Raw genomic sequence first — 22,559 nt, 5'->3', positions numbered from 1 at the left:
GTAGACGGAGGAGCAGCCTGATGGTCGGCATTCTCGAAGACAAGGACCGGATCTTCACCAACCTGTACGGTTTCCAGGACTGGACGCTGGACGGGGCGAAGAAGCGCGGCGCCTGGAACGCCACCAAGGACATGCTGGACCTTGGCCGCGACTGGATCATCAACAACGTCAAGGCGTCGGGCCTGCGCGGCCGTGGCGGCGCCGGTTTCTCGACCGGGCTGAAGTGGTCCTTCATGCCCAAGGAAGTGAAGGATCGTCCCCACTACCTGGTCGTCAACGCCGACGAATCCGAACCCGGCACCTGCAAGGACCGGGAGATCATGCGCCATGATCCCCAGTTGCTGATCGAAGGCTGCCTGATCGCCTCCTTCGCCATGCAGGCCCACGCTTGCTACATCTATTTGCGCGGCGAATATGTGCTGGAACGCGAGCGGATGGAGGCGGCGGTCAAGCAGGCCTATGAGGCCCGTCTGATCGGCAAGGACAACGTCCACGGCTGGGACTTCGACGTCTATATCCACCACGGCGCCGGCGCCTATATCTGCGGCGAAGAGACCGCCCTGCTGGAATCCCTGGAAGGCAAGAAGGGCCAACCCCGTCTGAAGCCGCCGTTCCCGGCCGGTGCGGGCCTGTACGGCTGCCCCACCACGGTGAACAACGTCGAGTCGATCGCCGTCGTCGGCACGATCCTGCGTCGCGGCGCTGGCTGGTTCGCGGGCTTTGGTCGTCCGAACAACACCGGTACCAAGCTGATGGCCATCTCGGGCCATGTGAACGCGCCCTGCGTGGTCGAAGAGGCCATGTCGATCCCGCTGCGGCAACTGCTGGAAGAACACTGCGGCGGCGTGCGCGGCGGCTGGGACAATCTGAAGGCCATCATTCCGGGCGGTTCGTCCGTGCCGCTGATCACGCGCGAAATGTCCGAGACGGCGCTGATGGACTTCGACAGCCTGCGCGAAATGCGCTCGGGCCTGGGCACCGCCGCCGTCATCGTGATGGACAACTCCACCGACCTGGTGAAGGCCATCGCCCGCATCAGCTATTTCTACAAGCACGAGAGCTGCGGCCAGTGCACGCCGTGCCGGGAAGGCACCGGCTGGATGTGGCGCGTGCTGGAGCGGATGTCGGTGGGCGAGGCCGATCCGTCGGAAATCGACCTGCTGCTGGACGTCGCCGGTCAGGTCGAGGGCCACACCATCTGCGCCCTGGGCGACGCGGCCGCATGGCCGGTTCAGGGCCTGATCCGTCACTTCCGCCACGAGATCGAAGAGCGTATCGCCAACTACCGCAGTCGCCGTGCGAACTTCGCCGGCCACGCGATCGCGGCGGAGTAGGAATGCGCCGCTTGTCCGCCATCGTGATCGGAGCCTTGGCTCTCGCCGCTTGCGGCGAGCGCGAAGCTGCGCCCACGCCTGCGGAAAAGATTGCGGCCGCGGCTCAGCCCTCCGACGCCGTGCAGACGGCGCCGGCTGTGCTGACCCCGGCCGATCTGCGCCGCGTCTGCCGCGCCGGCCTGGCCGCGATCCACGGCCAGCCGCCGATGGCCATCGACGTCGACGGCGTCGACGGCGGGGTGGTCCACGCCTCGTGGCGGGCCCCGGTCGACGGCGGCCGGATGCGGGCCGACTGTCGGGTCGAGAAAGACCTGATCGTGTGGAAGCCGCTCGATCTGCCCGATCCCACCCTCGTTCGCTGGATGAACCAGTCGGACGATCCGGTGATCCGCTACGTCATGGACGCCCAGGCGATCACCATCACACAGACCCTCCCGGATGGGACGACGGAACAGGCCGAACTGGCCGTTCCCGCTGAAGAAGAGGCCCGCTGATGCCAGTCGCCAAGGTCAACGGCGTCGAAGTTGAGTTCGAGCCCGGGATGACCGTGCTCCAGGTCGCCGAGCGCGCGGGGCAGGAAATCCCGCGCTTCTGCTACCACGAACGCCTGTCCATCGCCGGCAACTGCCGCATGTGCCTGGTCGAGGTGAAGCCAGGGCCGCCGAAGCCCCAGGCCTCGTGCGCGCTTCCGGCCGCCGACGGCCAGGAAATCTTCACCGACACCCCGATGGTCAAGAAGGCCCGGGAAGGCGTGATGGAGTTCCTGCTCATCAACCACCCGCTGGATTGCCCGATCTGCGATCAGGGCGGCGAGTGCGATCTTCAGGACCAGTCCATGGCCTATGGCCGCGATGGCTCTCGCTATGCCGAGAACAAGCGCGCGGTCGAAGAAAAGAACATGGGTCCGACGATCAAGACCTTCATGACGCGGTGCATCCAGTGCACCCGTTGTGTCCGCTTCATCACCGAGGTCGCCGGCGTGCCGGACATCGGCATGATCTCGCGCGGCGAAGACGCCGAGATCACCACCTATCTGGAGAAGTCGGTCGCCTCGGAACTGTCGGGCAATGTCAATGACCTGTGCCCGGTCGGCGCCCTGACGCACCGGCCCTGGCAGTACCACTATCGTCCGTGGGAACTGAAGAAGACCGAGACCATCGACGTCATGGACGCCCTGGGCTCGAACATCCGCGCCGACTTCCGCGGCTCCGAGGTGATGCGGGTTTTGCCGCGCGTGAACGAGGGCATCAACGAGGAGTGGCTGTCGGACAAGAGCCGCTATGTCGTCGACGGCCTGACCGCGCGCCGCCTGGACCGCCCGTGGATCCGCGAGAACGGCAAGCTGCGCGCCGCCTCGTGGAACGAGGCCCTGGACGCCGTCGCCGCCAAGCTGAAGGCCGCCTCGGCCGACCGCATCGGCGTGATCGCCGGCGACCTGCAGGACGCCGAGTCGATGAAGGCGACGCTGGACCTGTTCCGCGCCCTCGGTTCCAAGAACACCGACTGCCGCCAGGACGGCGCCGCGCTCGGCTATGGTCCGCGCGAGAGCTGGCTGTTCAACTCCGGCCTCGAAGGCATTGAAAAGGCTGACGCCATCCTGATCGTGGGCGTCAACCCGCGCATCGAGGCGCCGCTGCTGAACGCGCGTCTGCGCAAGAGCTGGATCAAGGGCGGGGTCGAGATCGGCGTCATCGGCGAACAGGCCGATCTGACCTTCGACTACGCCTATCTGGGCGCCGGTTCGAAGACCCTGGCCAAGCTGCCGAAGTCGGCGATGGACTTCCTGACCAAGGCCGAGCGTCCGGCGATCATCGTCGGCTCCGGCGCGCTGAACGGGGAGGGCGGCGCCGCCGTCCTGAACGCCCTGGGCACCCTGGCCAAGAAGGTCGGCGTCATCAGCGAAGGCTGGAACGGCTTCAACGTTCTGCACCACGCCGCCGCGCGCGTCGGCGGTCTGGACATGGGCTTCGTGCCGACCGAAGGCGGTCTGACGGCAGCGGACATGCTGAAGCCGGGCGCGCTGGACGTGCTGTTCCTGCTGGGCGCCGACGAGGTCGATCCGACCGGCTCGAACGCCTTCCGCGTCTATCTGGGCAGCCACGGCGACCGCGGCGCGCACGGCGCCGACGTCATCCTTCCGGGCGCGGCCTATACCGAGAAGTCGGGCCTGTACGTCAACACCGAGGGCCGGGTGCAGATGGCCGAACGCGTCGTCTTCCCCAAGGGCGAGGCCAAGGAAGACTGGGCCATCATCCGCGCCCTGTCCGCCCGTGTCGACCAGACCCTGGCATACGACACCCTGGACCAGCTGCGCGCCAAGCTGATGGCCGATCATCCGACCTTCGGCCGGATCGACTATCTGCCGACGCCGGCCGCCTTTGATCCGTCCAAGCTGGGCGTCAAGGGCGACCTGGGCGACCGGGTCTTCGCCTCGGCGATTACGGACCCCTATCTTTCCAACCCGATCGCGCGCGCCAGCGCGACCATGGCCGAGCTGTCCGCCCTGCGGATCGCCCCGGTCGCGATGGCGGCGGAGTAAGTTATGGACGCTGCTACTTCCTTCTGGGCCACGCCGGGCGGCTGGACGCTGATCACGGTCGGTCAGATCCTGCTGATCACGGTTGGCGTGCTGATCGCCGTCGCCTTCCTGCTGCTGGCCGACCGTAAGGTCTGGGCCTCGGTGCAGATGCGCAAGGGACCGAACGTCGTCGGCCCCTTCGGCCTGCTGCAATCCTTCGCCGACATGCTGAAGTTCGTGCTGAAGGAGGTGGTCATCCCCTCCGGCGCCGACAAGGCGGTCTTCATCCTGGCGCCGATCATCACCGTCATTCTGGCCTTCATGGCCTGGGCCGTGATCCCGTTCGCGCCGGGCTGGGTGGTTTCGGACCTGAACGTCGGCATCCTGTACATCTTCGCGGTCTCGTCGCTGGGCGTGTACGGCATCATCATGGGCGGCTGGGCTTCGAACTCGAAGTATCCGTTCCTGGGCTCGCTGCGTTCGGCGGCGCAGATGGTGTCCTATGAAGTCTCGCTGGGCCTGATCATCATCAATGTGATTCTGCTGGCCGGCACCATGAACCTGTCGGAGATCGTTGAGGGCCAGAGCGGCTATTTCTGGAACTGGTACGCCTTCGGCGGCGGGCAGGGCACCTGGCCCCTGATCCTGATCCTGTTCCCGATGTCGATCGTCTTCTTCGTCTCGGCCCTGGCGGAAACCAACCGGCCGCCGTTCGACCTGCCGGAAGCGGAATCCGAGCTCGTGGCCGGCTATCAGGTCGAATACAGCTCGACCACCTATCTGCTGTTCATGATGGGCGAGTACGTCAACATCGTCTTCATGTCGGCGATGATGAGCATCCTGTTCTTCGGCGGCTGGAACCCCGGCTTCCTGTCTCAGGAGACGCTGGACGATCTGCCGGCCTGGATCGCCTACACCATCTATCTGCTGACCTTCGTCACCAAGACCGTCTTCTGGTTCCTGGCCATCGCCTTGGTGAAGGCTTTCGTGCCGCGCTACCGCTACGACCAGCTGATGCGCCTGGGCTGGAAGGTCTTCCTGCCCGCCTCGCTGGTGGCCGTGGTCATCACCGCCGCCTGGCGCGTCTTCGCGGTGGGTGCATAGATGAACCCACGCGCCGTCATTCTGGCCCTGGTCGCATCTGGGGGCCTCGTCGCCTGCACGTTCGCGCCGATCGCCGCTCCGGCGCCGACCGATCCGGTCGCGTCGATGGAGCGGCGCGAGGATGACGTGCGTCGCGGCGGCGAACGGGTCAACCTGTGCCGGATGATGAGCCGGGACGATCCGCGCTATAAGACGATGGACTGCAAGGACGTGCTGCGGGGAGGCGGGGCATGAGCCGTATGAGCCTGCTGCTGCTGGTCCTCGCACCCGTGATAACAGCCTGTGCGCCCGATACGCGCATGCCCGAGTCCGGCTATCAGTGGGAACGTCGTCAGGAACGCATCGAGCGTGAATGGCGCGACGCCCAGACCAAGGCCGCTTCCCAGGCCGCACCGACCAAGACTTCAACCAACGGCGCCCCGGCGCCAGAGGATCGCTTCTGATGTTCACTCGTATCGCCCAGGCCGCCAAGGGCGCGATGATGCTCGATGCCATCGGCGCCATCGGCCTGACCTTGAAGTACATGGCTCGCCCCAAGGCGACCGTGAACTATCCGTTCGAGCGGAACCCGCAGTCGCCGCGTTTCCGCGGCGAGCACGCCCTGCGCCGCTATGCGAACGGTGAAGAGCGGTGCATCGCTTGCAAGCTGTGCGAGGCCATCTGCCCCGCCCAAGCCATCACCATCGAGGCCGAACCCCGCGCCGACGGCAGCCGCCGCACGACCCGCTACGACATCGACATGGTCAAGTGCATCTACTGCGGCCTGTGCCAGGAGGCCTGCCCGGTGGACGCCATCGTCGAGGGGCCGAACTCCGAATACGCCGTCGAAACGCGCGAAGAGCTGCTGTTCGACAAGGCCCGACTGCTCGACAACGGGGATCGCTGGGAACGGCAGATCGCCAAGAATCTGGAACTCGACGCGCCTTACCGCTAAGGCGCTCACGCTAACGGGTCAGCGATTCCCAAACTGGGGTCGCGGCCGAGACGAAAGGGGCTTCGTCCCGACATGCTGCAAGGCATTGCCTTCTATCTGCTGGCGGCGACCGCCGTGGTGTCCGGGCTTCTGGTCGTGACCGCGCGCAATCCGGTGCACAGCGTGCTGTGGTTGATCCTCGCCTTCTTCTCGGCGGCGGGTCTGTTCGTCCTGCTGGGGGCCGAGTTCCTGGCCATGCTGCTGGTCGTCGTCTACGTCGGCGCCGTGGCGGTGCTGTTCCTGTTCGTCGTCATGATGTTGGACGTCGACTTCCTGAAGCTGCGTGAGGGCTACGCCAAATATCTGCCGATCGGCGGCGTGGTCGCCGCCGTACTGCTGGCCGAGATGATCGTGGTCTCCAGCGCGGTGATCCAGGGCGGCGCGACCGCCGGCCTGACCGGACCCGGCGCGCCCGATCCCGACATGAGCAATGTCGAGGCCATCGGCCGGGTGCTCTACACCGACTATATCTACTTCTTCCAGGCGGCCGGGATCGTGCTGCTGATCGCCATGATCGGGGCCATCACCCTTACCCTGCGCCACAAGACGCACGTCAAGCGTCAGGACATCACCGCCCAGGTCAACCGCTCCGCCGCCAAGGCGATGGAGATCAAGTCGGTTCCGACCGGGCAGGGCGTCACGCCCGAGGAGCTTCTCTGATGGACATCGGTCTCATCCATTATCTCAGCGTGGCGGCGATCCTGTTCACCATCGGGGTCTTCGGCATCTTCGTGAACCGCAAGAACGTCATCATCATCCTGATGTCGATCGAGCTGATCCTGCTGGCCGTGAACATCAATTTCGTCGCCTTCTCGACCTATCTGAACGACATCAGCGGGCAGATCATGGCCATGTTCGTCCTGACCGTCGCCGCGGCCGAGGCCGCCGTCGGCCTGGCCATCCTGGTGACCTTCTTCCGTAACCGCGGCGACATCGCCGTCGACGACGCCTCCGTGATGAAGGGCTGAGCGTGAACCTCCACACCCTGATCATTCTCGGGATCTTCGCCCCCCTGCTGGGCGCGACCGTCGCCGGCCTTTTCGGCCGCCGTATCGGCAATATCCCGTCGCAGACCATTACGACCGGTCTGCTGTTCTTCTCGTGCGCCGTCGCCTGGACGGTGTTCGGCCAGTGGACCTGGGGCCATCTTGAGCCCTTCACCATTCGCCTGGCGCCCTTCATCAACGTCGGCGACTTCCAGTCGGCCTGGTCGATCCGCATCGACGCCCTGTCGGCGACCATGCTGATCGTGGTCACCAGCGTCTCGTCGCTGGTTCACCTGTATTCCTGGGGCTATATGGCCGAGGACGACAGCCGGCCGCGCTTCTTCGCCTATCTGTCCCTGTTCACCTTCATGATGCTGGCGCTGGTGACGGCCGCTGACTTCATGCAGATCTTCTTCGGCTGGGAAGGCGTGGGCCTGGCCTCGTATCTGCTGATCGGCTTCTGGTTCAAGAAGCCGACCGCCAGCGCCGCCGCCATCAAGGCCTTCGTCGTCAACCGCGTCGGCGACTTCGGCTTCGTGCTGGGCATCATCACCATCTTCTGGATGTACGGGACGATCGAGTTCGCCGAACTGTTCCCGCTGGTCGCGACCAAGGCCGGCACGACCTGGGAGTTCCTGGGCGTCCAGTGGTCCGCGCTCGACCTGGCTGGTTTCCTGCTGTTCATCGGCGCCATGGGCAAGTCGGCCCAGTTCTTCCTGCACACCTGGCTGCCGGACGCGATGGAAGGCCCGACCCCGGTCTCGGCCCTGATCCACGCCGCCACCATGGTGACCGCCGGCGTCTATATGGTCTGCCTGCTGTCGCCCATCTATGAGTACGCCCCCGGCGCGTCGCAGATCATCGCCATCATCGGCGCGATCACGGCCTTGTTCGCCGCCACGGTCGGCCTGACCCAGAACGACATCAAGCGGGTCATCGCCTATTCGACCTGTTCGCAGCTGGGCTACATGTTCTTCGCGGCGGGCGTCGGCGCCTATCAGGCGGCCATGTTCCACCTGTTCACCCACGCCTTTTTCAAGGCCCTGCTGTTCCTGGGCGCCGGTTCGGTGATCCACGGCATGCACCACGAGCAGGACATGCGGAAGATGGGCGGGCTCTGGAAGCTGCTGCCGATCACCTATGCCGTCATGACCATCGGCACCATCGCCATCACCGGCCTGGGCATCCCCGGCGTCGGCGGTTTCGCGGGCTTCTATTCGAAGGACTCGATCATCGAGAGCGCCTTCGCCTCGGCCGCTTCGGGTCATTCGGCGGTCGGCATGTTCGCCTTCTGCATCGGCCTGATCGCGGCGGGTCTGACAGCCTACTATTCCTGGCGTCTGATCTTCATGACCTTCCACAACAAGCCGGTGTGGAAGGAAGAGGGCGACGCCCATCACGCCGACGACCATGCTTCGCACGCCCAGCTGGAAACCCATTCCGAGCCGGTCGCGGATTCGCACGCTCATGACGACCATGCGCATGACGATCACGGCCACCACGGTCCGCTGCACCCGCACGAGAGCCCCTGGGTCATGCTGGTGCCGCTGATCCTGCTGTCGGTCGGCGCCGTCGCTGCGGGCTTCGTGTTCGCGCCGTACTTCATCGGCCACCACGAGCACGAGTTCTGGCGCGGGGCCATCTTCACCGGCGAGCACAACCATGTGCTCCACGAGAGCCACGACGTCCCGACCTGGGTGAAGTGGTCGCCGCTGATCCTGACCCTGACCGGCACGGCTTTCGCCTACTGGATCTATGTCGCTCGCGAGGGCATGGGCCGTCGCATGGCCGAGCGGGACGGCGCGATCTACCGCTTCCTCTACAACAAGTGGTATTTCGACGAGCTGTACGACTTCGTCTTCGTGCGCGGCTTCAAGGCCATCGGCGACGCCTTCTGGAAGATCTTCGACGTGAAGATCATCGACGGCTTCGGCCCCAACGGCGCCGCCTGGGCCTCGCTGAAATCGGCCGGCTGGCTGTCGAAGTTCCAGTCTGGTTTCCTCTATTACTATGCCTTCGTGATGCTGCTCGGGGTGGCCGGTCTGCTCACCTTCGCCATCTTCGCGTGGGGAGTCTGAGCCCGTGCCCTACATCTTGAGCCTCGTTACATTCCTGCCGCTGGTCGGCGCCCTGGCGATCTTCCTCGCCCGGCTGGCGTCCAAGTCCCAGGACGCCGCCGCCCCGACCGCGCGCTGGATCGCTCTGCTGACGACCCTGGTGGCGCTGGGCGTGTCGGTCGTGCTGGTCGCCGGTTTCGATCCGTCGAACCCTGGATACCAGTTCGTTGAAATGGTCCCCTGGTTCGCCGGGGCCAGCTATCATCTCGGCGTAGACGGGATTTCGATCCTGTTCGTCCTGCTGACGGCCTTCCTGATGCCGATCTGCATCCTGGCCAGCTGGAAATCGATCGAGACGCGCGTCGTCGAATATATGATCGCCTTCCTGGTGCTGGAGACCCTGGTCATCGGCGTCTTCACGGCGCTGGACCTGTATCTCTTCTACATCTTCTTCGAAGGCACCCTGGTGCCGATGTTCCTGATCATCGGCATCTGGGGCGGCGCCAACCGGATCTACGCCGCCTACAAGTTCTTCCTCTACACCCTGCTGGGGTCGGTGCTGATGCTGCTGGCCATGTTGTGGATGTCGCACACCGCCGGCACCACCAGCATCCCCGAGCTGAAGCAATACGCCTTCGACCCGGCGGTTCAGCCGCTGTTGTGGCTGGCCTTCTTCGCCTCCTTCGCGGTGAAGATGCCGATGTGGCCGGTGCACACCTGGCTGCCCGACGCCCACGTTCAGGCGCCGACGGCGGGCTCGGTCATCCTGGCCGGCATCCTGCTGAAGCTGGGCGGTTACGGCTTCATCCTGTTCAACGTGCCCATGTTCCCGGTCGCGTCCGAGATGTTCCGCCCGCTGGTCTTCACCCTGTCGGTGATCGCCATCGTCTACACCTCGCTGGTCGCCTGGCGTCAGACGGACATCAAGAAGCTGATCGCCTATTCCTCGGTCGCCCACATGGGGTTCGTCACCCTGGGCATCTTCGCAGGCAACGATCAGGGCATGCAGGGCGCGGTGTTCCAGATGATCAGCCACGGTCTGATCTCGGGCGCGCTGTTCCTGTGCGTCGGCGTGGTCTACGACCGGATGCACACGCGGGAGATCGCCTTCTACGGCGGCCTGACGTCGCGCATGCCCTGGTTCGCCGCCATCTTCCTGATGTTCACCATGGCCAACGTCGGCCTGCCGGGCACCTCGGGCTTCATCGGCGAAGTCCTGACCATGACGGGCGCCTATCAGGCCTCGACCTGGGCGGCCCTGGTGGCGGCCTCGGGCGTGATCTTCTCGGCGGTCTACGCCCTGACCCTGTATCGTTCGGTCATGTTCGGCGAGATCACCAATCCGAAGCTGATGACCATCGCCGACATCGACAAGCGTGAGCTTGCGCTGTTCGTGCCGTTGATCCTCGGCACCCTGTGGCTGGGCGTCCATCCGGCCGCCGTCCTCGATTACACCGGGCCCGCCGTCGAGGCCCTGACCAATGCCTATCGCGTCGCGATCGGCGGGTGAGACCAAGCATGCCTGATCTGTCCTCCGCCCTGCACCTCGCCGCCTCGGAGCTGACCCTTGCGGTCGGCGCCCTGGTCCTGCTGATGGTCGGCGCCTTCATCGGCGACAAGAGCGCCCGGCTGGTGTCCATCCTGTCGGTCCTGCTGCTGATCGCCGCCGCCGTCATCGCCTTCATGGGACCTTGGGGCGTCGCCTTCAACGGCGCCTATGTGGCCGATCCGCTGGCCATCTACGGCAAGAGCGTCATCTATCTGTCCGCCGCGGTCGCCATCGTGCTCGGCGACGGCTGGATGAAGCGGACCCACATCGCCAAGTTCGAATATCCGGTCCTGATCGTGCTGGCCTCGGTCGGCATGGGGATGATGGCGTCCTCGGGCGATCTGATCTCCATGTACGTCGGGATCGAGCTGCACTCGCTGGCCCTGTACGTCCTAGCCGCCTTCCACCGCGACGACGTCAAGGCGTCGGAAGCGGGCCTGAAGTATTTCGTCCTGGGCGCCCTGTCGTCGGGCCTGCTGCTGTACGGCTCCAGCCTGATCTACGGTTTCGCCGGTTCGATGCGGTTCGAGGACATCGCCGCCTTCGCCCAGAACAATCCGGGGCCCGGCCTGGTCTTCGGCCTGGTCTTCCTGATCTGCGGTCTGGCGTTCAAGGTCTCGGCGGCGCCGTTCCACATGTGGACGCCTGACGTCTATGAAGGCGCGCCGACGCCGGTCGTGGCTCTGTTCGCCACGGCTCCCAAGGTCGCCGCCATGGTCCTGATCGCCCGCGCCCTGGAGGGCGGCTTCAGCGAGGCCCACGCCCAGTGGTCGCAGGTCCTGGTCGCCATCTCCCTGCTCAGCTTCGTCGTCGGCGCCTTCGGCGGTCTGGCGCAGAAGGACATCCAGCGCCTGCTGGCCTATTCCTCGATCGCCAACATCGGCTACGCCCTGCTGGGCATCGCCGCCGGCACCAGCGAAGGCCTGCAGGCCATGCTGATGTTCATGACCCTGTATGTCATCGACCAACTGGGCTTCTTCGCCATCCTGCTCAGCCTGTCCAAGTCGGGTCGTCCGATCCGTCGCATCGCCGATCTGGCGGGTCTGAAGAAGGACCGGCCGGTGACGGCCGTGGCCCTGACCGTCCTGTCGCTGTCGGTCCTGGGCATGCCGCCGTTCTCGGGATTCTGGGGCAAGTATTATGTCTTCGGCGCCGCCGCCGACGCCGGTCTGTGGCCGGTCGCCGCAGCCGGTCTGGTCGCCTCGGTCGTCGCCGCCTTCTACTATCTGCGCATCATCAAGCTGATGTGGTTCGATCCGCCGCTGGATGAGATCGCCACCGACAAGTCGTCGCCGGAAACCAGCATCATCGGCTGGGCCTGCGCCGCCTTCGCCTTCCCGCTGGTGATCGTGGGTCTGACCTGGCTGGAGCCGCTGACCAAGGTTGCGAGCGCCGGCTTCGGGAACGGTTAGGGCGTTGACGCCCGCCCCCCTGGTCATCCTCGACGAGATCGACTCGACCAACGCCGAGGCCCGTCGCCTGGCCGAGGCCGGAGAGGCGGGGCCGCGCTGGATCGTGGCGCGGCGCCAGACCGCCGGCCGCGGCCGCCGCGGCCGCAAATGGGACACCGAACAGGGCAACCTGGCCGCCACCCTGCTGATCACCACGCCCAAGTCGGCGGCCGAGGCGGCCCAGGCCACCTTCGTCGCCGCCCTGGCGGTCGCCGACCTGTTGGACGTCTTTGTGTCGCCGGCCCTGGTGGCGATCAAATGGCCTAATGACGTCCTGCTGGACGGGGTCAAGGTCTCGGGCATCCTGGTCGAGTCCGGCGCCCATGCGAACGGCGACCTGTGGCTGGCCGTCGGCATCGGCGTGAACCTGGCCCATGCGCCGGACGGCACGGAGCGCGGCGCGACCGCGATCGCCGCCCGGCTGCGCGCCGACATGGCCTATGTCCCGCCCATAGAGGCCGCCGCCGAGATCCTGGCCGAGACCTTCGCCGTCTGGTGGGGCCGCTGGCAGACGATGGGCTTCGAGCCGGTGCTCGACGCCTGGACCAGCCGCCTGACGGGGTTGAACGGCCCTTGCGTCGCCCGCCTGGACAATGAGACGCTGGAAGGCGTGGCCGAAGGGGTCGAGGCCGATGGGGCGCTGCGCCTGCGGCTGGCCGACGGCTCCGTGCGGCTGATCTCGGCCGGCGACGTCTTCTTCGGCCAAGGGTCTCTGGCAGGGGCCGCCTGATGCTGCTCGCCATCGAACAGGGCAACACCAATACGCTGTTCGCCGTTCACGACGGGACGGACTGGATCGCCCAGTGGCGCGCCGCCACCGAGGCCAGCCGCACCGCCGACGAATACGCCGTCTGGCTGAACCAGCTGATGACCATGAAGGGGCTGGCCTTCGCCGCCCTGACCGGCTGCATCATCTCCAGCGTCGTGCCCCAGTCGATCTTCAACCTGCGCAATCTGGCGCGCCGCTATCTGAACATCGAACCTCTGGTCATCGGCGAGAACGCCGAGCTGGGCATCGACGTCCGTATCGCCAAACCCAGCGAGGCCGGCGCCGACCGGCTGGTCAACGCCATTGGGGCCAAGCTGGTCTATCCCGGCGACCTGATCGTCATCGACAGCGGCACGGCCACCACCTTCGACATCGTCGCCGACGACGGCGCGTTCGAGGGCGGCCTGATCGCCCCCGGCATCAATCTGTCGCTCCAGGCCCTGCACGAGGCGGCGGCCAAACTGCCACGCATCGCCATTCAGAAGCCCGAACACGTGATCGGCAAGGGCACGGTCGAGGCCATGCAGTCCGGCGTCTTCTGGGGCTATATTTCGTTGATCGAAGGCTTGGTCGCGCGCATCAAGGCGGAATGGGCGCGGCCCATGACCGTCATCGGAACCGGCGGCGTCGCCAGCCTGTTCGAAGGCGCGACCGACAGCATCGATCACTTCGATCCCGACCTGACTATTCGCGGCCTCCTGGAAATCTGGCGTCGTAACGCCCAAATGACGGACTGAATGAAAAAGCAAACCCAAGACGAACTCGTTTTCCTGCCGCTGGGCGGCTCGGACGAGGTCGGTATGAACCTCAACGCCTATGGCTTCGGGCCAGAGGCCAATCGTGAATGGCTGATCGTCGATGTCGGCGTCACCTTCGGCGACCTGTCCACGCCCGGCGTGGACGTGATCGTGCCCGATCCTTCCTATCTGGAAGGCGAGACGATCAAGGGCATCGTGCTGACCCACGCGCACGAAGACCATATCGGCGCCCTGGGCTGGCTGTGGCCGCGCATCAAGGCGCCGATCTACGCCACCCCTTTCACCGCCTATCTGATCCGCGACAAGCTGCGGGAACGCGGCATCCTGGACGAGGTGCAGTTGATCGAGGTGCCGCTGGGCGGCACGGTGGATATCGGCTCGTTCGGCGTCACCTTCGTCAACATGAGCCATTCGATCGCCGAGCCGAGCGGCCTGGCCATCGACACCCCCCTGGGCGTGGTGTTCCACACCGGCGACTGGAAGATCGACGACCAGCCGATCATCGGCGAGAAGACTGACGCCCCCGCCATTCGCGCCATGGGCGACGAAGGCGTGCTGGCCATGGTCTGCGACTCGACCAATGTCTTCGTGCCGGGCGTGGCCGGGTCCGAGGGCGATGTGGCCGTTGCGATCACCAAGCTGATCTCCAGCCTCAAGGGCCGGGTTGCGGTGGGCTGTTTCGCCTCGAACGTCGCCCGGATGGACAGCGTCATCCGCGCCGCCGAGGCCTGCGGCCGTCGCGTGTCCCTGGCCGGCCGTTCGATGCACCGGATCACGGCAGCGGCCAAACACGTCGGCATGCTGCAGGACGTGAAACCCTTCCTGTCGGACGAAGAGGCCCGCGTCTGGCCCGCCGACCAGATCCTGTATCTGTGCACCGGCAGCCAGGGCGAGGCGAGGGCGGCCCTGTCGCGCGTCGCCGACGGCACTCATCCGGTCGTCAAACTGGGCCTGGGCGACCACTGCATCTTCTCGTCGCGCCAAATTCCCGGCAACGAACTTGCCATCGGCAATCTGCAGGATCGTCTCGCGGATCGGGGCGTGCGCCTCTACACCGAGAAGGACCATCCCGGCATCCACGTCTCGGGCCACCCGTGCCGCGACGAGTTGAGGCAGATGTACGAATGGGTGCGGCCGCAGATCGCGGTGCCGACCCACGGCGTGCGTCGTTTCCTGCTGGAACACGCCAATCTGGCCAAGGACATCGGCGTCAAGGAAACCGTGACGCCGCGCAACGGCGACATGGTGCGCCTGGCCCCCGGGCCGGCCAAGATCATCGACGAGGTGCCGAACGGCCGCCTGTACGTCGACGGCGGCATGCTGGTGACCGAACAGGGCGAGGCCCTGAAGGAACGTCGCCACGCCTCGACCAATGGCGTGCTGATCGTCAGCTTCGCCTTGGACAAGCGCGGCCGCATCGCCAGCGACATCGATATCCGCAGCGTCGGCCTGCCCGGCGACACCGCCACGCCGCTGGGGGATGCTTTGGACAAGCTGGCCGAGCGCGTCGAACAGGTGGTCAAGGGCCTGAAGGGCGAGGCCCTGGACGACGAAATGGTCATCGAACAGGCCGTCGCTCGCGTGTTGAAGAAGGCCAGCCAGCAGATCTGGGATCGCCGTCCCATCGTCGAGACGGTCGTCCTGCGGGTCTGATGCAACCTTGACCGTTCGGGCGCATTTGTCTGCGAGAACGGTCAAGGAGCACGCGGCTGATGTCCAGCAAACCCGGCCCGAGTTGCGGCCGTCGTCTGCTGGAACGGGTGCGCCACGCCCGTCACCCTTTGCGCGGGTGGCGCCGCTGGGCGGTGATCGCAGGGCAGGGGGGCGGCGGCTTCGTCGCCCTGTTCGCCGCAGTGAACCTGGCCCTCAGCCTTTCGACCTTTCGCGGCGACGAGCCGCTGTCGCGCACCGTCCACGAACTGCGCGTCCTGTGGTTCAGCCCGCCGGACGGCCAGCCCATGTCGCCGACCGCCTTTCCGACCGTCTATGGCCGCGACCTCGGCCCCGCGCCCGACACCGCCGCCATCCACGCCCATCTGGAGCGTGAGGCCGAGGACGGGGTCTTCCTGCTGGATCATGTGATGGTGGACCGGATCCTGAAGCTGAACGGACGGATCGACGCGCGCAGCCTGCCGTCCGGCGTCTATGTCGGCGCCCACGCCCTGGGGCCGGACCGCCTGCCTTTGGTGCCCGTGACCAAATACATGGCCCACTATCTGCTGTTTCCGCGCCACGCCTACATTCTGGTCGTGCCGCAGACGGGCCCGGCCATCGCTTTTTCCGCCAGCCAGAACGCCAAGTTCGGCGTCACGGATCACCCCGACCGCCTCTCGGCCGAGATCGCCCCCTATACGCCCGACGCCTATGACTTCCCCAGTTCGGGCGAGGCCCTGCACGAGATGACGCGGATCACTAGGGACCCGGCGCGCGTCGCCGAGGCGGTCGAGGCCCTGAAGGACGCCCAGGCCCTGCTGGAGGCCGAGGGCCTGACCTATGGCCTGCTGGCCCCGAACTCGAACACCGCTGTCGGCTGTGTGCTGCAGGAATCAGGGGCGATCACTCAGGAGGCGCGCTCGTCGATTCTGCTGGCCCTGCGTGCGCCGGGCTTTGGCGCCAGCTGCGATTAGCCGTCGCGAAATCCGCCCGAGGTCCGCTATATCTCGTCTATGACCGAACGACTCTTCCTGCTGAATCCCGACTGGCATGACGGCCAGGGCGGGCCGTGGTTTTGCCCGCCCTGCGCCTATATCGAGGGCGTTCTGGCCTTCTATCCCCAACTGAGGAACGCGCTTGAGGTGGTCTATCTGGACCATGCTCGACCGCGCCCGCCGGTCATCGCCGAGGTGGGCGAGGCGCATCAAAGCTGTCCGATTCTGGTCCTGGACGGCGAACTGGACTGGCCCGAGGCCCAGGTCAGCGAAACGACCGGGCGCCGCTTCCTGCAGGATCACGCTATCGCCCCCTATCTGGCGGCCCGCTATGGCGTCGGTCGGCCGCACCCCTGAGGGGGGCATACCCGATGTCCAATCAGCCGAGCGTGACCTTGCGATAGGTCTCGTTCAGCTCGAACACTTCCGTCGACACCTCGACCTTGCCGGTCGGCTGGGGCAGGGCGGCGGTCAGGATTTCCAGCACCCGTTCGCTCAGCGCGATCTTCTGCGCAGGCGTGCGGCCCAGCATCAGGCCGACGCGGCAAGCCAGCATGGCGGTCTCGGGCGCATCACCGGCGATGACGACATGATCCAGGGCGATCAACCGGGTCTTGCAGGCCGACAGGGCGGCGCCGGCGATCTCCACGGCGGCCTGGTGGATCTCCAGGGCGACCGGGGTCCAGTCGGTCTCGGCCAGGTGGCGGGTGTATTCCAAGGTGATCTGCGGCATGTCGGGGACTCGTCGTGGGGAGGCTGATCCTCTAGACCGGTTTCAACCGGACGCCAAAGTCCGGACAGGAGGTCTCATGCCCATCGGCCCCGCCACCATGTTCGGCATCTACATCATCGTCTGGTGGACGGTGTTGTTCGCGGTTCTGCCGCTGGGAACCTCGCGCGAAACCCACACGCCGCCGACGGACGGGGCGCAATGGGGCGCGCCGACCACACCGAACCTGAAGCGCAAATTCACCACCACCACCTGGGTCGCGGCCATCGTCTGGGCGTTCGTCATGGTGCTGATCTTCACCGGCTGGCTGCCCCTACCGGACTTCTCGCGCGCGCCGGCGGTGTGACGGTTTGCGTGAGACGGTCACCGCTCTCCAATCGTCGTTATAGGCGCAAGGTCTAGGATGACGGGTCTCGGGGTGTGCTGGCCACCAGTCGCCAAGCCGCCGCGACCGGTTGGATGTCCAGACCGGCGGCTTTTGCCAGTCGGATCAGGCGGTCGATGTCCTCGGGCTTGCACCCGTAGGGAGTTGGGGCGTCGCTGACGTCGTGGCCGTAGGCGATCAGCCAGCCCTTCGAAGCCGCCGTGTCTTCGATCAGCTTGTCGAGATCGTAGCCGGGGAGGCGGCGGCTCTCCAGGCCAATAGCCTGCAACAGGTTGCGGTCGACTCGGCCCTCGTTGATCCCGTCGCGCACACCTCGACCGCACAGAAAGCGACCGTCGATCACAGACTTGGCCCCCGCGGCGCAATCGCCGAACGGATAGGCGAAGCTGAGCATCTGATAATCGTCCAGACGCTCGGCCACCCAGGCGGCGTTGCGGGCCAGGCTGGCGTCCAGTTCGGCCGGCGACAGGCGCAGGGTCGAGACGTGTTCATAGGTGTGGCAACCGACTTCGTGGCCGGCCTCGTGCAAAGCCTGAAGGTGCTCGGTCTCGAATTGCGGCAGGTCCAGATTGCGCCCGCCGGCTAGGCCGCCACAGACATAATAGGTGGCCTTCACCCCGTGCTGGGCCAGCACCGGTCCGGCTTCCAGCCAGGCTGAGGCGGGGATGTCGTCGAACGACAGGCTCAGTACGCCTCGCGCGGGCTGGATCGTCGCGGGGCGGACATCCAGATAGCGGCCGGCGCGGCGGCGCATCTTGTCGATGAAGGCGTTCATGCCGCCCTTATGACCTAACGGACTTAAGGGCGGGTTTCAGACCTCGACCGGTCGGGCGGTCAGGCCGCGGACGCCGAAGACGCGGCGATAGCGTTCGATTTCGGCCGGATCGCCGACGGCCTTCTCCGGATTGTCCGACAGTTTGACGGCCGGGCGCCCGCCGGCCTCAACGACCTTGCAGACCAGAGAGATGGGCTCGAGCTCAGGGGCGGGCGCAGGCGAACAGTCACGGAAGTCGTTGGTCAGATTGGTGCCCCAGCCGAAGCTGAGACGCGCTCGGCCATGGAAATGGGCGTGGGCGGCTTCGATGCCGTCGATGTCCATGCCGTCGGAGAAGATCAGCAGTTTCTCCTTCGGATCGCGCCCGCGCTCGCGCCACCAGTCGATCAACCGTTCGCCTGCAGCGATGGGCGGGGCCGAGTCGGGGCGGAAGCCGGTCCAGTCGGCGACCCAGTCGGGAGCCTTGTCCAGGAAGGCCTCGGTGCCGAAGGCGTCGGGCAGGACGACCAGCAGGTTGCCGCCATAGTGTCTGCGCCACTCGTCCAGCACCGCATAGGGCGTCTGGGCCAGGGCCGCGTCGTCGGGCGCCAGGGCGGCCAGGACCATCGGCAGCTCGTGGCCGTTGGTGCCGATGGCCTCCAGATCGTTCTCCATGGCGTGGAGCACGTTGGAGGTGCCGATGAAGGACCGGCCCAGACCTTCCTTGAGCGCCTGGATGCACCAGCGCTGCCACAGGAAGCCGTGGCGACGACGGGTGCCGAAGTCGGAGATGGCCAGGTCAGGCAGGTCGCGCAGCCGCTCCACCTTGGACCACAACCGGGTTTTGGCCCGGGCATAGAGGATGTCGATCTCGAACCGTCCAAGACGACGCAGTCCGACCCGGCAGCGCAGCTCGTTGAGGATGGCCAGGGCCGGGATTTCCCACAGCGTCACCTCGGCCCAGGCCCCGGAGAAGGTCAGGACATACTGGCCGTCCTGGATCGACAGGTCGTAGTCGGGCAGGCGGTAGTCGGTCAGCCAGGCGATGAAGTCGGGCGAGAAGATCTGTTTGACGCCGTAGAAGCTGTTGCCCGCCAGCCAGACCAGCTCCTTGTTTGTGAACCGCAGGGTGCGGGCGTGATCCAACTGGTCGCGCAGGGCGGCGATGTCGACCTCATCGGCCAGGCGGACGGATTTGGTGCGGTTGATGACCTGGAACACCACCGGCGTATCGCGATGCTCGCGCCAGATCATCTGCAGCATCAGCAGTTTGTAGAAGTCGGTGTCCAGCAGACTGCGGACGATGGGGTCCAGGCGGAAGCCATGGTCGTAGGCGCGTTTGGCGAGGTCCATGCCGCTTCCTAAGACTTCAGCGCGCGTCCCGCCACCACGGCGTCCTTGCCGAATTTTTCGCGCAGCTTGTCGATGGCGCGTTCGGTCTTCAGGGTTCGGGTTTCGGTGGTCTGGAACAGGCCGGCGGGGGCGTCATCGGCGTCCTGGATGTCCGCCATGCCGATGCCGATCAGCCGATAGGGCTGACCCAGTTCCGGCTTCAGCAGGTCACGGCCGGCGGCGAACAGGGCGCGGGCGGTCTGGATGGGTTCGGCCAGGCTGATGCGGCGGGTTATGATCTTGAAGTCGGTGCGGCGCAGCTTCAGCACCAGGACGCGGCTGGCGACGCCGTCGCGGCGGGCCTTGGACGCCAGCTTCTCGCACAGGGGCCAGAGCTCTGCCTCCAGCGCCTCGGCCGTGATCAGGTCTTCGTTGAAGGTGGTCTCGGCGCTCATGCCCTTGCGGTCGCGGTCCGGGTTTACGGCGCGGGCGTCGCGGGCGTGGGATAGGTCGTAGAGGCGCAGGCCGGATTCGCCATAGCGCTGGACCAGGTCGCGTAGGTCCGCCTTCGCCAGGTCGCCGATGGTGGCGTAGCCGTCGCTGCGCAGGGCCTTGCCGAACACCGGGCCGACGCCGGGCAGGGTGGTGACCGCGCGGGGCGCCAGCAGGGCCTGGGCGTTGGCGGCGCCGACGACCGAAAAGCCGCGCGGCTTGTCCATCTCTGACGCCATCTTGGCCAGGAAGCGGTTGGGGGCCAGTCCGATGGAGACGGTCAGGCCGGTCTCATCCTCGATCTGCTTCTGGAAACGGATCAATTGGAAAGCCGGCGGGCCTCCGTTCAGTCGTTCCGTGCCCGACAAATCGACCCAGGCCTCGTCCAGCGACAGGGGTTGGATCAGCGGCGTGAGCCGGCCGAGGGCGCCCAGGATGCGTTCCGATTCGAAGACGTATTTGGCGAAGTCGGGCTTGATCACCACGGCTTCGGGACAGGCCTTCAGCGCCTTGAACATGGGCATGGCGCTGCCGACCCCATATTGCCGCGCGATATAGCAGGCGGTGGAAACCACGCCCCGCTTTCCGCCGCCTATGATTACAGGTTTGTCGCGCAGCTCAGGCCGGTCACGCTTTTCCACCGAGGCGTAGAAGGCGTCGCAGTCCATGTGGGCGATCGAAAGTTGATCCAGTTCCGCGTCCGCAACGATGCGGCGCGACCCGCACGAAGGACAGCGGCGTCCAGGCGGTCCGGCGGGGTCGGCGCCGGTCCACAGGCAGTCGCGGCAGACGGCCTTCATGGCCACGCTTAAGGTCTCCGTAACCTTGGCTTCATCCCAACTTAAGACTGGGACGGGCAGTATCGCACACAACGAGGCGTCGCCAATTCGCAGGCGCCGCAGGTCAGGTGACGATGTCCAAAAAAGTCCTCATCGTCGAGGATAACGAGCTGAACATGAAGCTTTTTCATGATCTGCTCGATTCCCAGGGCTATGAAACCTTGCAAACCCGTGAGGGCCTGCAGGCGTTGGCCCTGGCGCGCGCCCATCATCCGGACCTGATCCTGATGGATATCCAGCTGCCCGAAATCTCGGGTCTCGAAGTCACCAAATGGCTGAAGGACGATGAGGAGCTGAACCATATCCCTGTCATCGCCGTAACCGCCTTCGCCATGAAGGGCGATGAGGAGCGTATCCGCCAGGGCGGGTGCGAGGCCTATATCTCCAAGCCGATATCCGTCATGCACTTCCTCGACACCATAAGGCAGCATCTGGGATGAGTGCGCGGATCCTGGTGGTCGACGATGTGGACGTGAATGTTCGTCTGCTGGAAGCCAAGCTTACGATTGAATATTATGACGTTCTGACCTGCAACAGCGGGGCGGCCGCGCTGGAACTGGCGGCTGAGCATCAGCCGGACCTGATCCTGCTCGATGTCATGATGCCCGGCATGGACGGGTTTGAGACTTGTCGACTGCTGAAGGCGCGGGCTGAGACGCGGCATATTCCGGTGGTGCTGGTGACGGCGCTGGACGGGCGAGAGGACCGGATTCGCGGCCTGGAGGCTGGGGCCGACGACTTTCTGACCAAACCCATCGACGATGTCGTCCTGTTCGCGCGCGTCAAGTCGCTGACGCGGCTGAAACAGGTGATGGACGAACTGCGCGAGCGCGAGGAAAGCAGCCGGCGCATGGGCGTGGAAGGCGAGGGGGCCGCGCGGCTGCGCAGCGAAGGCGGGCGGGTCCTGATCGTCGACGACAACGCCGCCCAGGCTGAGAAAATTGCTGCGGAGCTGGGGCGCGAGCATCGCGTCGCCATCGAGACCGATCCCGATGCGGCCATGGCGGCCGCCAAGGGGCCGTTGGACCTGATCATCGTCAATGTGGCGGCCGAGAGCTTCGACGGTCTGCGGGTCGTGGCCCTGGCCAAATCTGGCGATGCGCGTCGTGCGCCGATCCTGGCCATCGTTGAGCCGAGCGAGCGACCGCGCATGGTCAAGGCGCTGGAGCTGGGCGCCACCGACATACTGCCGCGTCCCGTCGATCCCGAGGAATTGTCGGCGCGTGTCCGCACCCAGATTCGTCGCAAGCGCTACACTGATTTCCTGCGCCAGAAGCTGGACAGCAGTCTGGAGATGGCCGTCACGGACGCCCTGACCGGTCTGCACAATCGACGCTACATGACCGGGCAGTTGCAGGCTCTGGTGGGCCGCGCCGCGCACGGTGGCGCTTCTGTGGCTGTGTTGGTGCTCGACATCGACCACTTCAAGTCGGTCAACGACGGCTTCGGCCACGACGCAGGGGACGAGGTGCTGGCCGAGTTCGCCGTGCGTCTGGCCACCAATGTGCGCGCCGTCGATCTGCCGTGCCGGATGGGCGGCGAAGAGTTTGTGGTGGTTATGCCCGGCGCAGGGCTGGACGACGCCCAGATGGTGGCCGAGCGAATCCGTCGCGATATCGCCTCCGCCCCCTTCCGGGTCATGGGCGGCAAGGAGCATCTGACCATCACCATTTCCATCGGCGTCGCGGCGACGACGGGCGACGGCGATACGCCGGAAGACCTGCTGAAGCGCGCCGACGAAGGCGTTTACGAGGCCAAGGCCAGCGGTCGGAACAAGGTCATCACCAAGGCCGCTTAAGCGCCGACCAAGGTGCCAGACAAACGAAAACGCCCGGCTGTCACCAGCCGGGCGTTTTGCGTTATCTCAGTCGATCAAGGGA

General features: G+C 65.8%; 24 protein-coding genes. 20 read left to right on the top strand and 4 right to left on the bottom strand.

Translation table 11 applies throughout. From position 1 onward, the window contains the following. Positions 1–20 precede the first annotated feature (20 nt). The 17 genes from nuoF to ACW170_RS14220 all read left to right on the top strand — a co-directional run bounded on the left by nuoF (position 21) and on the right by ACW170_RS14220 (position 16,504). The gene (nuoF, locus tag ACW170_RS14300) at positions 21–1,334 is read left to right on the top strand and encodes an NADH-quinone oxidoreductase subunit NuoF (protein WP_492087309.1); all 1,314 of its coding nucleotides are present in this window, start codon (positions 21–23) and stop codon (positions 1,332–1,334) included. A gap of 2 nt (positions 1,335–1,336) precedes the next feature. Further along, positions 1,337–1,828 (top strand): hypothetical protein, encoded by a 492-nt coding sequence (locus ACW170_RS14295; protein WP_492087308.1) that lies wholly within the window; start codon positions 1,337–1,339, stop codon positions 1,826–1,828. Continuing rightward, positions 1,828–3,873 carry an NADH-quinone oxidoreductase subunit NuoG gene (gene nuoG / locus ACW170_RS14290; RefSeq protein ID WP_492087307.1) on the top strand — a complete coding sequence of 682 codons (2,046 nt, stop codon included), beginning with the start codon at positions 1,828–1,830 and terminating at the stop codon, positions 3,871–3,873. The genes ACW170_RS14295 and nuoG overlap by 1 nt, the downstream gene beginning before the upstream one ends. Positions 3,874–3,876: 3 nt before the next feature. After that, on the top strand, positions 3,877–4,956 hold the full coding sequence (gene nuoH, locus ACW170_RS14285) for an NADH-quinone oxidoreductase subunit NuoH (protein ID WP_492087306.1): 1,080 nt from the start codon (positions 3,877–3,879) through the stop codon (positions 4,954–4,956). Continuing rightward, entirely contained in the window at positions 4,957–5,190 is a 234-nt protein-coding gene (locus ACW170_RS14280) for a hypothetical protein (protein WP_492087305.1), read from the top strand. After that, on the top strand, positions 5,187–5,399 hold the full coding sequence (locus tag ACW170_RS14275) for a hypothetical protein (RefSeq protein ID WP_492087304.1): 213 nt from the start codon (positions 5,187–5,189) through the stop codon (positions 5,397–5,399). The genes ACW170_RS14280 and ACW170_RS14275 overlap by 4 nt, the downstream gene beginning before the upstream one ends. Next, a complete protein-coding gene (gene nuoI, locus ACW170_RS14270) occupies positions 5,399–5,890 on the top strand; it encodes an NADH-quinone oxidoreductase subunit NuoI (RefSeq protein WP_183195166.1) in 492 nt (163 codons plus the stop codon). The genes ACW170_RS14275 and nuoI overlap by 1 nt, the downstream gene beginning before the upstream one ends. Positions 5,891–5,962: 72 nt before the next feature. Further along, positions 5,963–6,589, top strand: a complete 627-nt coding sequence (locus tag ACW170_RS14265) for an NADH-quinone oxidoreductase subunit J (protein ID WP_492087303.1) — start codon at positions 5,963–5,965, stop codon at positions 6,587–6,589. Next, on the top strand, positions 6,589–6,897 hold the full coding sequence (gene nuoK / locus ACW170_RS14260) for an NADH-quinone oxidoreductase subunit NuoK (RefSeq protein WP_008264046.1): 309 nt from the start codon (positions 6,589–6,591) through the stop codon (positions 6,895–6,897). The genes ACW170_RS14265 and nuoK overlap by 1 nt, the downstream gene beginning before the upstream one ends. A 2-nt stretch (positions 6,898–6,899) precedes the next feature. After that, complete coding sequence (gene nuoL / locus ACW170_RS14255) at positions 6,900–8,993, top strand: NADH-quinone oxidoreductase subunit L (protein ID WP_492087302.1); 2,094 nt, start codon at positions 6,900–6,902, stop codon at positions 8,991–8,993. 4 nt (positions 8,994–8,997) lie between these two features. Beyond that, complete coding sequence (locus ACW170_RS14250; RefSeq protein WP_492087301.1) at positions 8,998–10,482, top strand: NADH-quinone oxidoreductase subunit M; 1,485 nt, start codon at positions 8,998–9,000, stop codon at positions 10,480–10,482. 8 nt (positions 10,483–10,490) lie between these two features. After that, positions 10,491–11,933: an NADH-quinone oxidoreductase subunit NuoN gene (nuoN, locus tag ACW170_RS14245; RefSeq protein WP_492087300.1), complete on the top strand. Its 1,443-nt coding sequence runs from the start codon at positions 10,491–10,493 to the stop codon at positions 11,931–11,933. Positions 11,934–11,937: 4 nt separating this feature from the next. Continuing rightward, positions 11,938–12,702 (top strand): biotin--[acetyl-CoA-carboxylase] ligase, encoded by a 765-nt coding sequence (locus ACW170_RS14240; protein WP_492087299.1) that lies wholly within the window; start codon positions 11,938–11,940, stop codon positions 12,700–12,702. Continuing rightward, on the top strand, positions 12,699–13,478 hold the full coding sequence (locus ACW170_RS14235) for a type III pantothenate kinase (protein ID WP_492089188.1): 780 nt from the start codon (positions 12,699–12,701) through the stop codon (positions 13,476–13,478). The genes ACW170_RS14240 and ACW170_RS14235 overlap by 4 nt, the downstream gene beginning before the upstream one ends. Next, positions 13,479–15,152, top strand: a complete 1,674-nt coding sequence (locus ACW170_RS14230; protein WP_492087298.1) for a ribonuclease J — start codon at positions 13,479–13,481, stop codon at positions 15,150–15,152. 59 nt (positions 15,153–15,211) lie between these two features. Then, positions 15,212–16,126 carry a hypothetical protein gene (locus tag ACW170_RS14225; RefSeq protein ID WP_492087297.1) on the top strand — a complete coding sequence of 305 codons (915 nt, stop codon included), beginning with the start codon at positions 15,212–15,214 and terminating at the stop codon, positions 16,124–16,126. 39 nt (positions 16,127–16,165) lie between these two features. Further along, entirely contained in the window at positions 16,166–16,504 is a 339-nt protein-coding gene (locus ACW170_RS14220) for a DUF3088 family protein (RefSeq protein ID WP_492087296.1), read from the top strand. Between the two features lie 22 nt (positions 16,505–16,526). Here ACW170_RS14220 and ACW170_RS14215 read toward each other — a convergent pair whose 3' ends face one another. Beyond that, a complete protein-coding gene (locus ACW170_RS14215) occupies positions 16,527–16,880 on the bottom strand; it encodes a 5-carboxymethyl-2-hydroxymuconate Delta-isomerase (protein ID WP_492087295.1) in 354 nt (117 codons plus the stop codon). A 76-nt stretch (positions 16,881–16,956) separates the two neighbouring features. On the opposite strand from ACW170_RS14215, the gene ACW170_RS14210 reads away from it, so the two are divergent. Further along, positions 16,957–17,223, top strand: a complete 267-nt coding sequence (locus ACW170_RS14210; RefSeq protein WP_492087294.1) for a DUF1467 family protein — start codon at positions 16,957–16,959, stop codon at positions 17,221–17,223. Positions 17,224–17,275: 52 nt separating this feature from the next. On the opposite strand, the gene ACW170_RS14205 is transcribed toward ACW170_RS14210, so the two are convergent. From ACW170_RS14205 to ACW170_RS14195, 3 genes are read right to left on the bottom strand one after another with little or no spacing between them, the layout of a single operon-like run. After that, a complete protein-coding gene (locus ACW170_RS14205) occupies positions 17,276–18,037 on the bottom strand; it encodes a polysaccharide deacetylase family protein (RefSeq protein WP_492087293.1) in 762 nt (253 codons plus the stop codon). A gap of 36 nt (positions 18,038–18,073) precedes the next feature. Continuing rightward, positions 18,074–19,369, bottom strand: coding sequence for a nicotinate phosphoribosyltransferase (pncB, locus tag ACW170_RS14200; RefSeq protein ID WP_492087292.1), 1,296 nt, complete (start codon positions 19,367–19,369; stop codon positions 18,074–18,076). A gap of 8 nt (positions 19,370–19,377) precedes the next feature. Next, the gene (locus ACW170_RS14195; RefSeq protein ID WP_492089187.1) at positions 19,378–20,640 is read right to left on the bottom strand and encodes a DNA polymerase IV; all 1,263 of its coding nucleotides are present in this window, start codon (positions 20,638–20,640) and stop codon (positions 19,378–19,380) included. 113 nt (positions 20,641–20,753) lie between these two features. Between ACW170_RS14195 and ACW170_RS14190 the strand changes: the two genes are divergently transcribed. Further along, on the top strand, positions 20,754–21,119 hold the full coding sequence (locus ACW170_RS14190) for a response regulator (protein ID WP_166622562.1): 366 nt from the start codon (positions 20,754–20,756) through the stop codon (positions 21,117–21,119). Further along, positions 21,116–22,477 (top strand): PleD family two-component system response regulator, encoded by a 1,362-nt coding sequence (locus tag ACW170_RS14185; RefSeq protein ID WP_492087291.1) that lies wholly within the window; start codon positions 21,116–21,118, stop codon positions 22,475–22,477. The genes ACW170_RS14190 and ACW170_RS14185 overlap by 4 nt, the downstream gene beginning before the upstream one ends. Positions 22,478–22,559: the final 82 nt, after the last annotated feature.

The sequence above is a fragment of the Brevundimonas sp. FV2ps16 genome (assembly GCF_058681075.1).
The sequence above is the reverse complement of the archived record's forward strand: the minus strand, read 5'-3'. Positions and strand labels throughout refer to the sequence as shown.